The organism is Pseudomonas sp. B19125 (assembly GCF_044218855.1).
GTDB lineage: Bacteria > Pseudomonadota > Gammaproteobacteria > Pseudomonadales > Pseudomonadaceae > Aquipseudomonas > Aquipseudomonas edaphica.
In genome coordinates this window covers 1,754,097-1,770,837 of sequence record NZ_CP162589.1, presented here as the reverse complement: position 1 = coordinate 1,770,837, position 16,741 = coordinate 1,754,097, and the positions used below count along the sequence as shown (strand labels likewise).

Below are 16,741 nucleotides of genomic sequence, written 5' to 3'. Positions count from 1 at the left end.
GTCAGCGCCCCGGCTCGTCGTTCCACAGGTATTTGTGCAACTGCAATTGCAGGCGCACCGGCAGGTTGTCCGCCACGACCCAATCGGCCAGGTCGCGGGCGTTGAGGTCATGGTGGCTCGGCGAGAACAACACCTCGCCGGCACGGCGGTCGAGGTTGTACTGGATCAGCTTGGAGGCCGCCCAGTCATAGTCATCCCGCGAACAAATCACGAACTTGACCTGATCGTTGGCCGTCAGCAAATCCATGTTGTCGTAGAGGTTGCGGTGCGCTTCCTTGGAGCCCGGGGTCTTGAGGTCGACCACCCGGCTCACGCGCGCGTCAACCGCGGAGATATCCAGGGCGCCGCTGGTTTCCAGTGAAACCTCATAGCCAGCGTCACACAGCCGCTTGAGCAACGGGATGGCATTCGGCTGGGCCAGGGGCTCACCACCGGTCACACAGACGTAGCGCGGCTTGAAGCCGGCAACCTGCTCGATGATGTCGTCGAGGGTGCGCACGGTGCCACCGCTGAAGGCGTAGGCGCTGTCACAGTATTGGCAACGCAACGGGCAGCCGGTCAACCGTACAAATACGGTAGGCAGGCCAGCGGTACGCGTTTCACCCTGTAACGAGTAAAAAACTTCGGTAATACGTAATGTGTCTTGCATAGTCGCCACGGGCGTAACAGCTAAACAGGCTGTCCGCCTCCGTCAGGCACTTCAAGGAACCCCGCCAACGCGTAGGCCCCAAAAAGCGTGTTTCATAAAAGGGCGTGGATTCTAACGAAAAAACCCGCGCCAGGCGCGGGTTTCTTCTAAACGGGTTGCATCGCTTACAAGCGCTGCAGATCCCGCTGGGCCAACTGGGCTGCGGAGGTACCCGGATATTGGGCAACCACCTGTTGCAAAATGCCTTTGACCTTGTCGGTGTGACCCAGGCGGCGTTCTACATCAGCCAGTTTATACAGCGAGTCAGGCACCTTGGCATGCTTTGGGTACAGCTGGCTGACCTTGGCAAATGCCTGGCCTGCCGCTTGCAAATCACCCTTTGCCAGGTTCACCTCACCCAGCCAGTACTGGGCATTGCCCGCGTATTGGCTGTTAGGGTATTTGCGCAGGAATGCGGTAAAGGCCTGGCTGGCCTTATCGAAATCCTTGGCTTTGATCAGGTCAAAAGCTGCGTCGTAATACAGCTTTTCCTTGGCCGGATCACCCGGTTCGCTGCTGGCAGCAGGCGCTTGGCTAGCCGCTGCGCCTGCTGCTGCACCACCGGCGGCAGCGCTTGGCGCGCCACCGGCAGAAGAATTATCAGGAGTTGCGGCAGGTGTTACGCCGGCTCCAATGCGTCGATCAAGATCCTGGTAACGCTCCAGGCCTTCTTGCTTCAGCTGGTTCACTTGGTTCTGCAAGATCTCAATGGTGCCTTGTTGCTGCGACAATTGATCCTGCATACGTTGCAGCTGGTTGAACAGTTCGCCCTGTGCCGAGGGAGCGGCAGTTGCCGGTCCCCCAGCATAGGCGCCGTTCGTGCCATAACCCGCTGGCGGATAACTGCTCCCGCTATTGTTATAGCCAGAGTTGCTATCTTCCACAGGAACCGCAGCCCACACCGCAAGCGGTGCGAGGCTGAGAGCCAATACAGTTAGAGCACGACGGCACGTTCGCATGACGAATTACTTACGCAGTTCGACGCGACGGTTTTGAGCCCACGACTGTTCGTCGTTGCCAGTTGCAACTGGACGCTCTTTACCGTAGGAAACCAGTTCCAGTTGGCCTGGAGCAACACCTTGCAGTACCAGGTAGCGTTGAACGGCTTTCGCACGACGCTCGCCCAGTGCCATGTTGTACTCACGAGTACCACGGGCGTCAGTGTTACCTTCCAGAACAACGCGAGCGCCGTTAGCTTTCAGGTCCTTCGCGTGAACGTCCAGAGCGCGCATGGCTTCTGGCTTCAGGTCAGAACTGTCGTATTCGAAGTAGAAAGTGGTGATAGCGCGCAGAGCAGCTTCTTCGCTCAGGGAGCCGTCAACTGCACCAGTGTTAGCGCCGTAACCAGCGTTTGGATCAACAGCTGCGCCTTCACCGGCATTGTCGCCGCCTTTAGACGAGCAACCAACGGCTACGGACAGAGCCAGAGCCAGAGCAGCAAACTTACCAAACTTCAGCATTTCCATCGTGAAACTCCTAATGAACCCCAGTGTGTTAAGCAATTCTTTTTGTAGCGCCGCGTCAGTTCAGGTAAGGGGACCAGGATGGTTCTCTGACTTCGCCTTGTGCGGTAGGAAGCGGGAGCCTTACGCGTCCATTAATGGACACGAGCATCAAGACTCCCCGGCCCTGCTGGCGGGTGGCGTAGATTACCATGGTGCCGTTGGGCGCAACAGTGGCTGACTCATCAAGGTTGGTATCTGTGAGGATTTTTACCGTTCCACGCTGCAAATCCTGGGCCGCAACCCGGAAATTAGTGAAACCATCCTGACGGTGAATCATCACCAACGTCTTTTCATCGGCCGAAAGCTTAGGGTTGGCATTGTAGTTACCAATAAAGGTCACGCGTTCCGCGCCACCGCCACCTACGCTTGTTTTGTAGATTTGAGGCTTGCCGCCACGGTCGGAGGTGAAGTAGATGGTCGAACCATCCTTACCCCAGAAAGGTTCGGTATTGATGCCCGGGCCACTGGTTACACGGCTGATCTGGCGCGAAGCCATGTTCATCACGTAAATGTCCGGGTTGCCGTCCTTGGACAGTACGAACGCCAGGCGCGAACCATCCGGCGACCACGCAGGGGCACCGTTGAGGCCTTCAAAGTTGGTGATCTGCTCACGACGCCCCGTATCGATGTGCTGCACGAAAATGCGCGGGCGGCGCTGTTCGAACGACACATAGGCAATACGCTTGCCGTCCGGCGCGAAGCGCGGCGACAGGATTGGCTCACGCGACTGCAGCAAGGTCACGGCGCGGGCGCCGTCGTAGTCCGAACGCTGCAAGGTGTAACGCGTGTTGTCTACGGAGAAACGCTCAGCCGTTACATAAAGCAGACGTGTCGAGAACGCACCCTTGATACCGGTGAGTTTTTCAAACGACTGGTCCGAGATGTAGTGCGCCATGTCCCGCAGTTGTTCGGCGGTGCCCGATACGCTGCCGGTCAAGACCTGCTGCTCGGTGGCCACGTTGAACAACGTGTACTGGATTTGCAGGCGACCACCGGCCGGCGTAATGCTGCCGACCATCAGGTACTGGGCGCCTACCGCTTTCCAGTCACGGAAAATGACTTCGCTGGCCTGGGTCGGCTGGCTGATCATGTTGCCCTTTGGAATAGGCGCGTAGTAGCCGGAGTTGCGCAGGTCGTCGCTGACGATCTGGGCCATGTCATCCGGCAGCACGCTGCCGCCCTGCCAACCGAACGGCACTACCGCGATCGGGGTGGCCCGATCGCTACCGCTGGTGACCAGAATGTTCTTTTCATCCGCCGCCGCTATCCCTGCCATACAGCAAATAACGACAAGCATTCCTCGAAGAAGGTTTCTCACAAGGCTAGATCCTCAGGTGTGAATGTCATCTTGAATGAACGATAGGGAGCGAAGTCGCTTGGTTTCATTCCCTGCATCTCGGTCAACCGGCCAATGTTCTTGACCGCGGCAACCGCCGAACTGTCGAACGAACCGTCACCACTGGACTTGGACACGCTGACCGAAGTCACCGTACCGTCCGGCAACATGCCGATCTGCAGCACTACTGTCATGCCTTTACGTGCCGAAGGTGGACGTGTCCAACCCTCCGCTGCCCGTGCCCGAATCAGGTCGTCGAAACTGCCCGCGACTTCATCGCCACGCTCATCGGCCAAGGCTTGCTGACGCTGCGGCGTGTCGGAGAGCAAATCTGCCAAGGCCTGGGCCTTTTTCTCTTCGGCGGATTTACGCGCTGCTTCCTGGGCCTTTTTCTTGCTGGCGTCGGCGGCAGCTTTCTTCTTCGCGTCGTCGGCGACTTTCTTCTTCGCCTCGTCTGCTTCAGCTTTTTTCTTGGCGTCTTCGGCGGCTTTCTTCTTCGCGTCTTCGACTATCTTCTTCTTGGCGTCTTCAGCGGCCTTTTTCTTGGCCTCTTCTTCGGCAGCTTTTTTGGCTTCTTCTTCAGACTTCTTCTTGGCTATATCAGCCAATTGTTTCTCTTCAGCCTTTTTAGCTTCGGCAGCTTTATCGGCTTTTTTGGCTTCATCAGCCTTTTTGGCCTCGTCAGCTTTCTTGGCTTCGTCAGCCTTTTTCGATTCCTCGGCCTTTTGAGCCGCCTCTTCTTTCTTTTGTTCCGCAGCAGCCTTCACCGCTTCCTGCTCGACCTTCTTCTGTTCCATCTGCTCGACTTCGGTCTGGCGCGCAGCCGACTTCTGGGCCTCACCCGCAATCTTTTGATTGGTCTGGGTGGTGGCCTGACTTTTCGATTTCAGCTGATACAGGGTCGCCTGCACGATCGGCTTGGCTGGCGGCAGGTCCGGGGTCATGGCAAAGCTGACGAACAGCATGCCAAACACCAGGACGTGCAGGGCAATTGCCCAGACGCTAGGCCAGAAGTAGCTTTCCGAGGCGGACGGCTCTCGCTGTTGCTGCATCAGGGCGCCTCGGTAATCAAGCCAACGTTACCCACGCCGGCCTTCTGCAGCCCGCCCATGGCGCCCATGACGGAACCATAGTCGACCACTTTGTCGCCGCGAATGAACACTTGCGTGTGCTTGCCGCCTTCGTTGCCGGACCGGATGATCTTGGTCACGGCGTCCGTCATCTGCGGCAAGGTCATGGCCTTGTCCTGCTGTTTCTGGGTGTCGACTTCGCTGCCAAGGTTCCAGTAATAGGTCTTGTCAGCCTTGATCGAAATGGTCAGGACCTGGGTGTTGTTGTCTTGCGGCAAGGCTTCGCTGGAAACCTTGGGCAGATCAACCTTCACGCCCTGATTGAGCATCGGCGCGGTCACCATGAAGATAACCAGCAGCACCAGCATCACGTCGATGTAAGGCACTACGTTCATCTCGGCGACCGGCTTGCGCTTTTTGCGAGCTCGAGCGATTAAAGCCATTGGAAATTACCTGCTTATTCTTCGCTGGTGTGCACTTTACGGTGCAGGATCGCCTGGAATTCATCGGCGAAGGTGTAGTAACGGCTGATCAAGGTTTCGCCACGAGCGGCAAAACGGTTGTAAGCAATTACTGCGGGAATAGCGGCGAACAGGCCGATCGCGGTGGCGATCAACGCCTCGGCGATACCCGGGGCCACGGTGGCCAGGGTCGCTTGTTGCGCCTGGGCCAGGCCACGGAAGGAGTTCATGATGCCCCACACGGTACCGAACAGGCCGATGTACGGGCTCACGGAACCGACGGTGGCGAGGAACGGCAAGCTTTGTTCAAGCTTTTCTTCTTCGCGGGAGATGGCAACGCGCATGGCACGGGCCACGCCTTCCATGACCGCCTCCGGGTCAACACCCGGTTGCTGGCGCAGGCGCGAGAATTCCTTGAAACCGGCGCGGAAGATCTGCTCTACGCCCGAATCCGGGTCCGGGTTGCTACCGGCCTGACGGTACAGCTTGGACAGGTCGATACCCGACCAGAAGCGCTCCTCGAAGCTCTCCAGGGCACGTCGACCGGCACGCAGCAGGTTGCTGCGCTGAAAAATCATGACCCAAGAGGTAACCGATGCGGCTACCAGGACCAGCATCACCAGTTGAACCACAACACTGGCATTGCTGACCAGGCTCCACATGGAGGAATGGTCGACGACGGTAGGTTCCACGCTAAATCTCCTGCTTTGATTGTTTACCCGCGCCGCTTACGTCGGCAAAGGCCGCACGTAGAGCTTCGGGAATGGCCCGGGGTTTCAAACTATTGGTGCGCACACAGGCCACCAGGAACTGCCCCTCACAGAGCAGCGTTGCATCCGTTGCCCGCCTGACCTGCTGTTTAAAGCGCAGGCTGACACGGTTCAATTCGATAACTTCAGCGCTGACCAGCAATTCGTCGTCCAGTCGCGCCGGTGCGTGGTAGCGCGCCTCGCTGGAATGCACGACGAATAACAGGTCCTCCCCTGCCAGCTGGGATTGGGCAAAGCCCAGCTCCCGTAGCCGCTCGGTTCGAGCCCGCTCCATGAACTTGAGGTAGTTAACGTAATAAACGATGCCGCCGGCATCGGTGTCCTCGTAATAAACGCGACAGCGATGTGCGAACGACTGATCCCCGTTTTGCGCGCGCATACTCTAGTGCTTACTCCTCAGGTTGCCAATCCGGCTGGGCAACTGTTTTTGCATTCTATTCAGCATTTCTAACGACTGAATGACGACACCAGCCACTAGGACAGCACAAACTTCAGATAAATCGTCTGGCGTGGTGTTTTTAATCGTCCACTGCATCGAGGAATTCGTCTACTACAGGCATCTCGCCCAATCGTGACGGAATGTTTAACCCGAAGTGCAAATAGGCGTGGCGCGTGACCACGCGGCCCCTTGGCGTACGCATGATGTAACCCTGTTGGATCAGGTACGGCTCCAGCACATCCTCAATGGTATGGCGCTCCTCACTGATCGCCGCGGCCAGGCTGTCCACACCGACCGGGCCGCCGTCGAACTTCTCGATCATGGTCAAGAGTAGACGTCGATCCTGGTGGTCGAAGCCGTGCTCGTCCACATCCAGCAGGTTCAAGGCCAAATCCGCCACGGCCTTGGTGATATGCCCCTTGGCCCGCACTTCGGCAAAATCGCGCACACGACGCAGCAAGCGATTGGCGATACGCGGCGTACCACGGGCGCGGCGGGCGATTTCGAACGCGCCTTCCGGGTCCAGTGGCAACCCCAGGATGCCCGCCGAACGGCTGACAATCGTCGCAAGATCGGCAGTGCTATAGAACTCTAGACGTTGAACAATGCCGAAACGGTCTCGCAGCGGATTGGTCAGCATCCCGGCGCGCGTGGTGGCGCCGACCAGCGTGAACGGCGGCAGGTCGAGCTTGATCGAGCGGGCTGCCGGGCCTTCACCGATCATGATGTCGAGCTGGAAGTCTTCCATGGCCGGGTACAGCACTTCCTCGACGATCGGCGACAGCCGGTGAATCTCGTCGATAAACAGCACGTCGTGCGGTTCAAGGTTGGTCAACAGCGCGGCCAGGTCACCCGGACGCTCCAGCACCGGGCCGGAGGTGGACTTGATCGACACGCCCATCTCCTGGGCGATGATCATGGCCAGGGTGGTCTTGCCCAGGCCTGGCGGGCCGAAGATCAACGTGTGATCGAGGGACTCATTGCGCCCACGCGCAGCCTGGATAAACAGCTCCATCTGCTCGCGCACGGTCGGCTGGCCGATATAGTCGGCAAGGCTGACGGGGCGGATGGCGCGGTCCTGGACTTCTTCACGGTCGCGCGGGCCGGTGGCCGCGATCAGACGATCAGCTTCAATCACTTAAATCATTCCCTTCAAGGCTCGGCGGATCATGTCTTCGCTGCTCAGGTTCTTGTCCTTGATGGCCGACACGGCTTTGCTCGCCTCCTGGGGCTTGTAGCCCAGGGAGATCAGCGCGCTCACGGCATCGCTTTCGGCACTGGCGACCTGGCCGGCCGGCATGTCCGGCTGATTCGGTACCAGCGCGAACATGTTCGGCACCACTTCCCAGGCCTTGAAACGGTCCTTGAGTTCGACCAGCAGGCGCTCGGCGGTTTTCTTGCCGACACCAGGCACCTTGGTTAACGCTGACGTGTCCTGGGCCGAAACTGCGCGTACCAACTCGTCCACTTCCAGGCTCGACATCAACGCCAGCGCCAGCTTTGGCCCCACGCCATTGAGGCGAATCAGCTCACGGAAGAAGTCGCGGTCGCGCTTGCCAATGAAACCATAGAGCAATTGCGCGTCTTCGCGCACCACCAAATGCGTGTGCAATGTTATCGGCTCACCGATCGACGGCAAGCGATACAAGGTGGTCATGGGCACTTCCAGCTCATACCCCAACCCATTTACATCCAGAATCAGGTGCGGCGGCTGTTTCTCAGCCAGGGTGCCGCGCAAGCGTCCAATCACGGTTCAGATCCTTAAAGCTTGGGGTCAGAGCACGGCCTGACCGGAAATAACGATTGCGCTGATGCTATCAGAGACGCAGCCGCCCGCCACGACTGCGTGCGGTGCCCAGGCCATGCGGCAAGAGGCTGGAACGCGTGTGTGCATGGCAAATGGCAATGGCCAGGGCGTCGGAGGCGTCGATTTGCGGCTTTGAGGTGAGCTTGAGCATGTGCATGACCATCATCTGCACCTGCTCTTTATTCGCCGCGCCGGTGCCGACCACGGCCTGTTTGACCTGGGTCGCGGTGTATTCGGCGATTTCCATGCCCTCCTCCGCACCGGCCACAATAGCAGCGCCACGGGCCTGGCCGAGCTTTAAGGCAGAATCGGCGTTTTTGGCCATGAAGACCTTTTCGATGCCCATGGTGACCGGCCCGTAGGTCTGGATCACTTCACGCACGCCGCGGTACACAATCTGCAGGCGCTCAGCCAACTCGCCCGCGCCGGTACGGATGCAGCCCGAAGCGACATAGACGCAGCCACGCGGGGTGTGTTGCACCACGCCAAAACCGGTGATGCGCGAACCGGGGTCGATACCAAGGATTAAAGTCATAACGCCTGCGGGTTGGGAAAAACATGATTCTTGCGGCCAACAACAATCAAATGTGGGAGCTGGCTTGCCTGCGATGCAGACACTTCGGTATTTCCGTCAAACCGAGGTGATGCTATCGCAGGCAAGCCAGCTCCCACAGGCGATTTTCATGGTGCTCAGGTGAGTTGTTCGGCTACGGATTCCGGGATGTCGGCATTCGAGTAGACGTTCTGCACATCATCCAGGTCTTCGAGCATATCCAGCATCTTCAGCACTTTCTGCGCGCCGTCCAGGTCCAGCTCGGCGCTGGTGGTCGGCAACATCACGATTTCTGCGTCGGTGCCTTTGAAACCCGCCGCTTCCAGCGCGTTACGCACGGCGTAGAAGCCGGCAAACGAGGTGAATACGTCGATGGAGCCGTCTTCGTTGGTCACCACATCGTCGGCGTCTGCCTCCATGGCCGCTTCCATCAGGGCGTCTTCATCGGTGCCGGGGGCGAACGTGATCTGCCCCTTGCGCTCGAACAGGTAAGCCACCGAGCCATCAGTACCCAGGTTGCCGCCGCACTTGCTGAAGGCATGGCGCACAGCAGCCGCGGTGCGGTTGCGGTTGTCGGTCATGCACTCAACCATCACCGCCACGCCGCCTGGGCCGTAGCCTTCGTAGCTCAGCTCGACCATGTCGTCGGTATCGGCAGCGCCGGCACCACGGGCCACCGCGCGATCAATGATGTCGCGGCTCATGTTCGCGCCCAAGGCCTTGTCCAGCGCCAGGCGCAGACGCGGGTTGGAACCTGGGTCACCACCGCCTTGACGGGCGGCGACGGTCAGTTCGCGAATCCACTTGGTGAAGATCTTGCCTTTCTTGGCATCCTGACGCTCTTTGCGGTGCTTGATGTTCGCCCACTTGGAATGGCCAGCCATAACACAACTCCGAAATTCTCTAGAAACCTTATCAATCCCGCCCCAGGCAGGAATTCCCTCTTTTAAACGCAAAGGCGCATCCGAAGATGCGCCTTTTTGACTGCGTAAAACCTTATTGCGCTTTCACGCCGCAGCCTTACTCAGCCTTCGGCGTCTCGCGCAGACGGATGTGCAGTTCGCGCAGCGCCTTGGCATCGACCACGCCCGGAGCCTGGGTCATGACGTCCGCAGCACTCTGGGTTTTCGGGAAGGCGATCACTTCGCGGATCGACTGGGCGCCGGTCATCAGCATCACCAGACGGTCCAGGCCAAACGCCAAGCCACCGTGCGGCGGTGCGCCGTACTTAAGGGCGTCGAGCAGGAAGCCGAACTTCTCTTCCTGTTCCGCTTCGTTGATGCCCAACAGGCGGAACACCGCTTGTTGCATCTCTTTGCGGTGGATACGGATCGAACCGCCACCCAGCTCGGTGCCGTTGAGCACCATGTCGTAGGCGCGCGACAGAGCACCCGCCGGGTTGGCTTCCAGCTCTTCAGGCGAGCACTTCGGCGCGGTGAACGGGTGGTGCAAGGCGCTGAAGCTGCCGTCTTCGTTTTCTTCGAACATCGGGAAGTCGACGACCCACATCGGCGCCCACTTGCAGGTCAGCAGGTCCAGGTCGTGACCGAGCTTGATGCGCAGCGCGCCCAAGGCCTCGCTGACGATCTTGGCCTTGTCGGCACCGAAGAACACGATGTCGCCATCGACTGCACCGACGCGGTCGAGGATCGCGTTCAGGTTGTCCAGCGGAATGTTTTTCACGATCGGCGATTGCAGGCCGTCAACGCCATTGGCACGCTCGTTGACCTTGATGTACGCCAGGCCTTTGGCACCGTAGATGCCGACGAACTTGGTGTAGTCGTCGATCTGCTTGCGCGGCATGCTCGCGCCGCCAGGCACGCGCAAGGCGGCGATACGGCATTTCGGGTCGTTGGCCGGGCCGCTGAACACCTTGAAGTCGACTTCCTTGAGCTGGTCGGCCACGTCCACCAGTTCCAGCGGGTTACGCAGGTCTGGCTTGTCGGAACCGTAGCGGCGCATGGCTTCTTCGAAGGTCATGTGCGGGAATTCGCCGAATTCCAGGTCCAGCACTTCCTTGAACAGGTTGCGGATCATTTGCTCGGTCAGGCCCATGATCTCTTTTTCATCGAGGAAGCTGGTCTCGATGTCGATCTGGGTGAATTCCGGCTGACGGTCAGCGCGCAGGTCTTCGTCGCGGAAGCACTTGGCGATCTGGTAGTAGCGGTCAAAGCCGGCGACCATCAGCAGTTGCTTGAACAGCTGCGGCGATTGCGGCAATGCGAAGAAGGAACCGGCGTGGGTACGGCTCGGCACCAGGTAGTCACGCGCACCTTCCGGGGTGGCCCGGGTCAGGATCGGCGTTTCGACGTCGAGGAAGCCGTTTTCGTCGAGGAAGCGGCGGATGCTGGTGGTCATGCGCGAACGCAGGCGCAGCTTCTCGGCCATTTCCGGACGACGCAGGTCCAGGAAACGGTAGCGCAGGCGGGTTTCTTCGCCCACGTCGGAGTATTCGTTGAGTGGGAACGGCGGGGTTTCCGACTCGTTCAGCACTTCCAGCTCATAGCCCAGCACTTCGATGGCGCCGGAGGCCATGTTGGCGTTTACAGCACCGGCCGGGCGTAGACGCACCTTGCCGGTGATCTTCACGACGTATTCGCTGCGCACGCGGTCGGCGGCGGCGAAGCTCTCGGCGCGGTCCGGGTCGAACACCACTTGGGCCAGACCATCACGATCACGGATATCGAGGAAGATCACCCCGCCGTGGTCGCGGCGACGGTGAACCCATCCGCAAAGGGTGATTTCCTGACCATCCAGGGTCTCGTTCAGTTGGCCGCAATAGTGGCTGCGCATCATGGTAGTGGTTTCACTTCTCGTAATTCGAAATTCGGTGGAGGCTCGCCTTGTCACCGTACAGTTAAGCAGGGGACGGATAATGCAGGAGCCTGCGCGTAGAGTTCAACTCAGTCTGCTTTGTCGCCGCCCGCCAGATTCTTCTTGGCGCCGGTCTTGAAGTCGGTCTCATACCAGCCGCCGCCGCTCAGGCGGAAGCCCGGCATGGACAACATCTTCTTCAGCTCAGGTGCCTGGCAGGCAGGGCAATCGACCAGCGGCGCGGCGCTGATCTTCTGAATGGCTTCCAACTGATGACCACAGGAAGCACATTGATAATCGTACATGGGCATGGAGATGTCTCGGCGATCAGATCGTAACTGCGCCACGCCCACCCTGTGGATAAGCCAGGGGCGCGCAGCAAAGCGCGGGATTATATCTGGTAAATCGACACAGCGCAGCCGGCTTTCTGCCCGAAGCCTGGCCCGCCTTGACGGTGGGCCTGCTTCGCAACCGGCGGTTTAATCCAGGCCCGTGGCGCTGGCACGATCTTTTAATACGTGGACCACGCACACCACCCGCACCAACCCGCTGAAGTTCTTCACTCCCCCGTAACGCAAATGCACTTCCCGATCGACATACGACAGCAACGCGCTGACTGAACAGGCATTGATCCTGGCTATCTCCGTGAGGATATTCCAGTAGATCTGCTCAAGACGCAGGCAGGTGGAAAACCCATTGAGCCTGACCGACCGGGACAATGGCTTGGCCAGTCCCATGTCGAACCCTTTGGCAAAGGGGTCGACCTTTATCTTGTGAAAACCGGCGGTTTCCATCACTCCATTACCCACTCCGCGTGACATACACCTGACACTCCATTGCCAAACAGCAGCCCATGGGTTTCTCCCATTGGGCAGTGGGCCTATAAAACAGCAGGGCGAGAGGGGCAGCCAGAAGACGCGGATTGGAAAGTTGTAGGACAACGGCAGGAAATGCGGAGAAACAAGCGAGCGGCGCCGGGAAGGCGCCGCTCAGGGAGGGCTTTACTGGTTTTCAAGCAACGAACGCAGCATCCACGCGGTTTTCTCGTGAACCTGCATGCGCTGGGTCAACAGGTCGGCGGTCGGCTCATCGCTCACCTTGTCGAGCAGTGGGAAAATACCGCGCGCGGTGCGGGTGACGGCTTCCTGGCCGGCCACCAGTTGCTTGATCATCTCTTCGGCGCTGGGCACGCCCTCTTCTTCCTTGATCGAAGACAGCCGGGCATAGATCGAATAGGCACCCGGCGCCGGGAAGCCCAGGGCGCGGATACGCTCGGCAATGGAGTCCACCGCCAGCGCGAGTTCGTTGTACTGCTCCTCGAACATCAAGTGCAGCGTACGAAACATGGGACCCGTGACGTTCCAGTGGAAGTTGTGGGTTTTCAAATACAGTACATAGGTATCGGACAGCAGCCGTGAAAGCCCATCGACGATGGATTTACGATCTTCTTCACTGATACCAATATCGATTGCCATGTTTTTCCCCTTCAATTGACGAACATTCATTGATCAGGTGCAGGACCACTCTAGCAAGAGTGCCGGCGGTGTGCAGCCCGACACAGGCAGACAGCGTGCGACATATCGCCCCTCTCCACGGCTGTGCCTATGAGCGACGGGCCAACCTTTGTGACGAGTCGGAAAACTTTAAAATTACCGCTCGCAAACCCTGCCACTGTCTAGGACAAGGGTTTGACGCAGAAATGCCTTTGCCCTTGCAACGCCCCGAAATGCTTGATTTGAGTAGGCACAGCCTTTGCTGTTAAATAGGCGGCGTGTGGTTACCGTTCATTTCTGCGGTACGCCACATAGGCTGATACCCGCGCACGTGCTCAACGCCTCCCATTGTTCAGAAGCGAACCGTGCCAGTCAGCTCTTCCTTGTGATCCGTCTTAACGTGAGTTAATCAAAATGTTGAAAATCGTCCACCTCCTGACGGGCGTTGCAGCGTTGCTGCTGTCCTTTATTCCGAGTCTGCAGCCTGAAAGCCTGCCGTACCTGGAACAACACGACGCCCTGTACCTGGCCTTGTTCGGCCTTCTTAACCTGACGCTCGCACCGGTAATCCCTTACTGGAACAAAGGCACGCGTCATCAACTGCAAAACCTGGTCAGCGCGCTGTTGGTACTGACCGTTGTCGTGCAAACCCTCACCCTCCTGGCACCTATGCCTGAAGTGGGCGGCCACCCGGCCATCCTGCTCAGCCTGGTGATTGCTGTGGTCGCCATCGTTCTTCACCTGGCCATCAGCTTCTACCGTTCGTCGCCTGCCGCGGCGTCGCAAAACTACGACATGACCAACCGGGATACCGGGACCGTCAAGTGGTTCAACACCTCCAAAGGCTTCGGCTTTATTTCCCGCGATTCGGGCGACGATATCTTCGTCCACTTCCGGGCCATCCGTGGCGAAGGCCATCGCGTCCTGGTCGAAGGCCAGCGCGTGGAGTTCTCCGTCATGAACCGCGACAAAGGCCTGCAAGCCGAAGACGTGATTGCGGCCTTGCCGCGTCGCTGATTCCTACCCGCAGCGCATAAAAAAACCGCGATCCGGCTGAGCTGGATCGCGGTTTTTTATGCGCGGCTGTTTAACGAAGGACCGATTAATAATGTGGCGGCGGTGCTTCTTCTTCGGAGGTCTCGAACTGCCCGCCCATTTCCTCCTGGCGCTTGAGCAGCGCCGTCATCTGCATTTGCAGGCGTTCAACCGCACGCTGCTGAGTGACCAGGATGTCATTGAGGGTCTCGATGGTGTCGTCCTGGAAGGCCAGGCGGCTTTCCAGATCGGTAACGCGGTCTTGCAGGTCCATGATTCAGTCCTGGCTAAAGATGAAGTCGGCAGGCAATAGCCCGCGCAATTGGCTGCGAATCGCCGCCACTTGCTCTTCGGTATAAGGCCGGGCCGGGTGCTTGCCCCAGACCGGTGCCGGCCAGGCCGCATCGTCACGTTTGCGCACGATCACATGCACATGCAACTGACTGACGACATTCCCCAGCGCGCCGATGTTCATTTTGTCGGCGGCAAAGCCCGTGTTGAGCTGTTGCGCCAAGACTGTCGTTTCTTGCCACAGTATCTGTTGATCTGCGACATCCAGTTGAAACACTTCGCTGATACCGTTGATGCGCGGCACCAGGATGAACCAGGGGTAATTGGCGTCGTTGGACAGCAGCAGGCGGCAGAGCGGGAAGTCCCCAATGGCCAGTGTGTCTTGTTGCAGGCGTTGGTCTAAGGCGAACACGCGGCACTCCGTTCGGCAGGTCAATTTCAGGTGCCCAGCATACCTTCGAATGCCCGAGGCTTCACGGCGAATGCGGGAGCGTTCAGGCAACCGGGCAAAAAAGCACGCACCCTTTCGAGGCAGGCAAATATTTGAGCTACGCTAAATCGGGCCTCAGCGGGATGCACCAAAATGACCCACCCGTGCCTCAAAGGGATCCGCCAATTACCCACTCAAGGGGTGAACCGGTAACGCTTTGCCCTGGCACAGGATTTTTGTACCTCCCAACAGGTGTTTCAGCGGGGCGTCAAGCCCAAACCAAACGACGTAAAAAGCCCGTGCTTATGCGGTTTTTACACGGCCGTAACGTTTTTCACGAAAAAATGACATTCGGTTACCGTTTTGTGCACGCTTGTTGCATTCACACCCGTATCGTCGGCAACGGCACCCGTATGGATACAGGTGTTACGCGATAAGAAACAGTAGCGTTCAGGTGCATTTCAAGGATGAGTTCAAACTTCGCAAGGGGTATGAATACTGCACTTTAGTTGTCAGCCTGGTCACACTCGGGCTGTGAATTTGCGACAGGGAAATAGCAATTTACGACAGCCTCGTAAAGAAGCTGAAAGGATAGATGAGTAAGTATCGTCAATAGGGTCTGCGTGATATAACTTTGCGCCGACACAAAAAAGAAAGAGCCGCCCAGATAAAAATACAGGTGGGACGGCAGTACTCTTCCTAAAACCAAAGGAGCAAATCACGATGCGCGTGATGAAGTGGAGCATGATCGCCCTGGCTGTTTCAGCCGGCGTTTCGCAGTACGCAATGGCGTCCGCCCAGGACGATTCCAAAGGCTTTGTTGAAGACAGCACTTTCGGCATCAATACTCGTATGTTGTATTTCAGCCGTGATTTCCGTAATGAGCCGGCTGGCGGCTACAAAATCATCAATGGCAAGGCTCAAAGCCGTGTCGAAGAAACTGGCCTGGGCTTCAACGCACTGTACCAATCGGGTTTCACCCAGGGCACTATCGGTGTCGGCGTTGACGTGATCGGCCTGCTGGGCGTGAAACTGGACAGCGGCAAGGGTCGCTCGGGCACTGGCCTGTTCCCTACCGGTGCCGACGGTCGCTCGCAAGACGACTACTCCAAAGGCGGCGGCGCCGTTAAGTTCCGCATCTCCGACACCGTGCTTAAAGTCGGCGACCAGTACACCACCGCGCCTGTGTTCGCGTCCGACGACAGCCGCTTGCTGCCAGAGCTGCCGCAAGGTATCTCGATCACCAGCAACGAGATCAAGGGCCTGAAACTCGAAGGCGGTCACTTCACCTCGAGCGTGGCACAAGCACAGACATACCGTGACAGCCTGGGTCTGACCAAAACCGACTTTATCGGTGGTGTCTATGCCCTGACGCCGGAAGTCAGCGCCAGCCTCTACTACGCGAAGACCGAAGACTACTGGAAGAAGACCTACGCCAACCTGAACTGGACTCACGCGCTGAGCAACGAACAGTCCCTGGCCGTTGACTTCAACATCTACAGCACCAAAAGCGATGGCGCCGGCCTGCAGCGCGCAGAAAAAGACAACACCACCAAACTGGATAACCGTGCGTACAGCTTGCAAGGCGCGTACACCATCCAGGCTCACACGTTCACCCTGGCCTACCAGAAAGTCAGCGGTGACGGTGACTACGGCTACGGCGTAGACGGCGGCGGCACGATTTTCCTGGCCAACTCCATCGCCCGTTCCGACTTCAACGCTGAAGACGAAAAATCCTGGCAAGCTCGCTACGACCTGAACATGGCCACTTTCGGCGTGCCAGGCCTGAGCTTCATGACTCGTTATGTCAGCGGTAGCGGCGCCAACACTGGCACCACTTCGAACGGCAAAGAGTGGGAACGCGACATCGAAGCCAAGTACGTGGTTCAGAGCGGCCCGGCAAAAGACCTGAGCCTGCGCGTTCGTCAAGCGACCTATCGTTCGTCTGATGGCGTGTACTACGGTTCGGCGTCGATCGACGAACTGCGTCTGATCGCGCAATACCCGCTGAACATCTTGTAATTAGCTGTTTAATTACAATGATGACTT

20 protein-coding genes are annotated in these 16,741 nt (G+C 58.4%); 2 read left to right on the top strand and 18 right to left on the bottom strand.

Annotated elements, in window-relative coordinates; all coding sequences use genetic code 11:
• Position 1: 1 nt before the first annotated feature.
• The 16 genes from queE to AB4P96_RS07995 form a co-directional block, all read right to left on the bottom strand.
• The gene (gene queE, locus AB4P96_RS08070) at positions 2 to 649 is read right to left on the bottom strand and encodes a 7-carboxy-7-deazaguanine synthase QueE (RefSeq protein ID WP_017139819.1); all 648 of its coding nucleotides are present in this window, start codon (positions 647 to 649) and stop codon (positions 2 to 4) included.
• A 164-nt stretch (positions 650 to 813) separates the two neighbouring features.
• Positions 814 to 1,647: a tol-pal system protein YbgF gene (gene ybgF, locus AB4P96_RS08065; protein ID WP_017139818.1), complete on the bottom strand. Its 834-nt coding sequence runs from the start codon at positions 1,645 to 1,647 to the stop codon at positions 814 to 816.
• A gap of 6 nt (positions 1,648 to 1,653) precedes the next feature.
• Positions 1,654 to 2,154 carry a peptidoglycan-associated lipoprotein Pal gene (gene pal / locus AB4P96_RS08060; RefSeq protein ID WP_003193861.1) on the bottom strand — a complete coding sequence of 167 codons (501 nt, stop codon included), beginning with the start codon at positions 2,152 to 2,154 and terminating at the stop codon, positions 1,654 to 1,656.
• 55 nt (positions 2,155 to 2,209) lie between these two features.
• Positions 2,210 to 3,490, bottom strand: coding sequence for a Tol-Pal system beta propeller repeat protein TolB (gene tolB / locus AB4P96_RS08055; RefSeq protein WP_032865998.1), 1,281 nt, complete (start codon positions 3,488 to 3,490; stop codon positions 2,210 to 2,212).
• A gap of 17 nt (positions 3,491 to 3,507) precedes the next feature.
• Positions 3,508 to 4,581, bottom strand: a complete 1,074-nt coding sequence (tolA, locus tag AB4P96_RS08050) for a cell envelope integrity protein TolA (RefSeq protein ID WP_017139816.1) — start codon at positions 4,579 to 4,581, stop codon at positions 3,508 to 3,510.
• Positions 4,581 to 5,033, bottom strand: coding sequence for a protein TolR (gene tolR / locus AB4P96_RS08045; RefSeq protein WP_161630238.1), 453 nt, complete (start codon positions 5,031 to 5,033; stop codon positions 4,581 to 4,583). Before tolR ends, tolA begins: the two co-directional genes overlap by 1 nt.
• A gap of 23 nt (positions 5,034 to 5,056) precedes the next feature.
• A complete protein-coding gene (gene tolQ / locus AB4P96_RS08040) occupies positions 5,057 to 5,752 on the bottom strand; it encodes a protein TolQ (protein ID WP_003209819.1) in 696 nt (231 codons plus the stop codon).
• A gap of 1 nt (position 5,753) precedes the next feature.
• Entirely contained in the window at positions 5,754 to 6,209 is a 456-nt protein-coding gene (gene ybgC / locus AB4P96_RS08035; protein ID WP_015885610.1) for a tol-pal system-associated acyl-CoA thioesterase, read from the bottom strand.
• Between the two features lie 139 nt (positions 6,210 to 6,348).
• Positions 6,349 to 7,407 (bottom strand): Holliday junction branch migration DNA helicase RuvB, encoded by a 1,059-nt coding sequence (gene ruvB, locus AB4P96_RS08030; RefSeq protein WP_017139814.1) that lies wholly within the window; start codon positions 7,405 to 7,407, stop codon positions 6,349 to 6,351.
• Positions 7,408 to 8,019, bottom strand: coding sequence for a Holliday junction branch migration protein RuvA (gene ruvA, locus AB4P96_RS08025; RefSeq protein WP_056858571.1), 612 nt, complete (start codon positions 8,017 to 8,019; stop codon positions 7,408 to 7,410).
• Between the two features lie 67 nt (positions 8,020 to 8,086).
• Positions 8,087 to 8,611, bottom strand: a complete 525-nt coding sequence (gene ruvC, locus AB4P96_RS08020; RefSeq protein WP_024077147.1) for a crossover junction endodeoxyribonuclease RuvC — start codon at positions 8,609 to 8,611, stop codon at positions 8,087 to 8,089.
• 155 nt (positions 8,612 to 8,766) lie between these two features.
• A complete protein-coding gene (locus AB4P96_RS08015) occupies positions 8,767 to 9,513 on the bottom strand; it encodes a YebC/PmpR family DNA-binding transcriptional regulator (RefSeq protein ID WP_017139810.1) in 747 nt (248 codons plus the stop codon).
• A 136-nt stretch (positions 9,514 to 9,649) separates the two neighbouring features.
• Positions 9,650 to 11,425, bottom strand: a complete 1,776-nt coding sequence (aspS, locus tag AB4P96_RS08010; RefSeq protein ID WP_395600659.1) for an aspartate--tRNA ligase — start codon at positions 11,423 to 11,425, stop codon at positions 9,650 to 9,652.
• Between the two features lie 107 nt (positions 11,426 to 11,532).
• A complete protein-coding gene (locus tag AB4P96_RS08005; protein WP_017139808.1) occupies positions 11,533 to 11,754 on the bottom strand; it encodes an FmdB family zinc ribbon protein in 222 nt (73 codons plus the stop codon).
• 168 nt (positions 11,755 to 11,922) lie between these two features.
• Positions 11,923 to 12,264 carry a ribbon-helix-helix domain-containing protein gene (locus AB4P96_RS08000; RefSeq protein WP_017139807.1) on the bottom strand — a complete coding sequence of 114 codons (342 nt, stop codon included), beginning with the start codon at positions 12,262 to 12,264 and terminating at the stop codon, positions 11,923 to 11,925.
• A 180-nt stretch (positions 12,265 to 12,444) separates the two neighbouring features.
• Entirely contained in the window at positions 12,445 to 12,918 is a 474-nt protein-coding gene (locus AB4P96_RS07995) for a Dps family protein (RefSeq protein ID WP_003193874.1), read from the bottom strand.
• A 432-nt stretch (positions 12,919 to 13,350) separates the two neighbouring features.
• Here AB4P96_RS07995 and AB4P96_RS07990 point away from each other — a divergent pair, with 432 nt between their 5' ends.
• Positions 13,351 to 13,953, top strand: coding sequence for a cold-shock protein (locus AB4P96_RS07990; RefSeq protein ID WP_003193875.1), 603 nt, complete (start codon positions 13,351 to 13,353; stop codon positions 13,951 to 13,953).
• A gap of 85 nt (positions 13,954 to 14,038) precedes the next feature.
• On the opposite strand, the gene AB4P96_RS07985 is transcribed toward AB4P96_RS07990, so the two are convergent.
• A complete protein-coding gene (locus AB4P96_RS07985) occupies positions 14,039 to 14,245 on the bottom strand; it encodes a SlyX family protein (RefSeq protein WP_017139805.1) in 207 nt (68 codons plus the stop codon).
• A 3-nt stretch (positions 14,246 to 14,248) separates the two neighbouring features.
• A complete protein-coding gene (locus AB4P96_RS07980) occupies positions 14,249 to 14,674 on the bottom strand; it encodes an HIT domain-containing protein (protein WP_017139804.1) in 426 nt (141 codons plus the stop codon).
• A 741-nt stretch (positions 14,675 to 15,415) separates the two neighbouring features.
• Between AB4P96_RS07980 and AB4P96_RS07975 the strand changes: the two genes are divergently transcribed.
• A complete protein-coding gene (locus AB4P96_RS07975) occupies positions 15,416 to 16,714 on the top strand; it encodes an OprD family porin (RefSeq protein WP_395600658.1) in 1,299 nt (432 codons plus the stop codon).
• Positions 16,715 to 16,741: the final 27 nt, after the last annotated feature.

What these genes read in the sequence shown, in the direction of transcription:
- queE (WP_017139819.1), bottom strand. Translation starts at nt 649, where the DNA reads ATGCAAGACACATTACGTATTACCGAAGTTTTTTACTCGTTACAGGGT.
- ybgF (WP_017139818.1), bottom strand. Translation starts at nt 1,647, where the DNA reads ATGCGAACGTGCCGTCGTGCTCTAACTGTATTGGCTCTCAGCCTCGCA.
- pal (WP_003193861.1), bottom strand. Translation starts at nt 2,154, where the DNA reads ATGGAAATGCTGAAGTTTGGTAAGTTTGCTGCTCTGGCTCTGGCTCTG.
- tolB (WP_032865998.1), bottom strand. Translation starts at nt 3,490, where the DNA reads ATGCTTGTCGTTATTTGCTGTATGGCAGGGATAGCGGCGGCGGATGAA.
- tolA (WP_017139816.1), bottom strand. Translation starts at nt 4,581, where the DNA reads ATGCAGCAACAGCGAGAGCCGTCCGCCTCGGAAAGCTACTTCTGGCCT.
- ybgC (WP_015885610.1), bottom strand. Translation starts at nt 6,209, where the DNA reads ATGCGCGCGCAAAACGGGGATCAGTCGTTCGCACATCGCTGTCGCGTT.
- ruvC (WP_024077147.1), bottom strand. Translation starts at nt 8,611, where the DNA reads ATGACTTTAATCCTTGGTATCGACCCCGGTTCGCGCATCACCGGTTTT.
- AB4P96_RS08015 (WP_017139810.1), bottom strand. Translation starts at nt 9,513, where the DNA reads ATGGCTGGCCATTCCAAGTGGGCGAACATCAAGCACCGCAAAGAGCGT.
- aspS (WP_395600659.1), bottom strand. Translation starts at nt 11,425, where the DNA reads ATGATGCGCAGCCACTATTGCGGCCAACTGAACGAGACCCTGGATGGT.
- AB4P96_RS08005 (WP_017139808.1), bottom strand. Translation starts at nt 11,754, where the DNA reads ATGCCCATGTACGATTATCAATGTGCTTCCTGTGGTCATCAGTTGGAA.
- AB4P96_RS08000 (WP_017139807.1), bottom strand. Translation starts at nt 12,264, where the DNA reads ATGTCACGCGGAGTGGGTAATGGAGTGATGGAAACCGCCGGTTTTCAC.
- AB4P96_RS07995 (WP_003193874.1), bottom strand. Translation starts at nt 12,918, where the DNA reads ATGGCAATCGATATTGGTATCAGTGAAGAAGATCGTAAATCCATCGTC.
- AB4P96_RS07990 (WP_003193875.1), top strand. Translation starts at nt 13,351, where the DNA reads ATGTTGAAAATCGTCCACCTCCTGACGGGCGTTGCAGCGTTGCTGCTG.
- AB4P96_RS07985 (WP_017139805.1), bottom strand. Translation starts at nt 14,245, where the DNA reads ATGGACCTGCAAGACCGCGTTACCGATCTGGAAAGCCGCCTGGCCTTC.
- AB4P96_RS07975 (WP_395600658.1), top strand. Translation starts at nt 15,416, where the DNA reads ATGCGCGTGATGAAGTGGAGCATGATCGCCCTGGCTGTTTCAGCCGGC.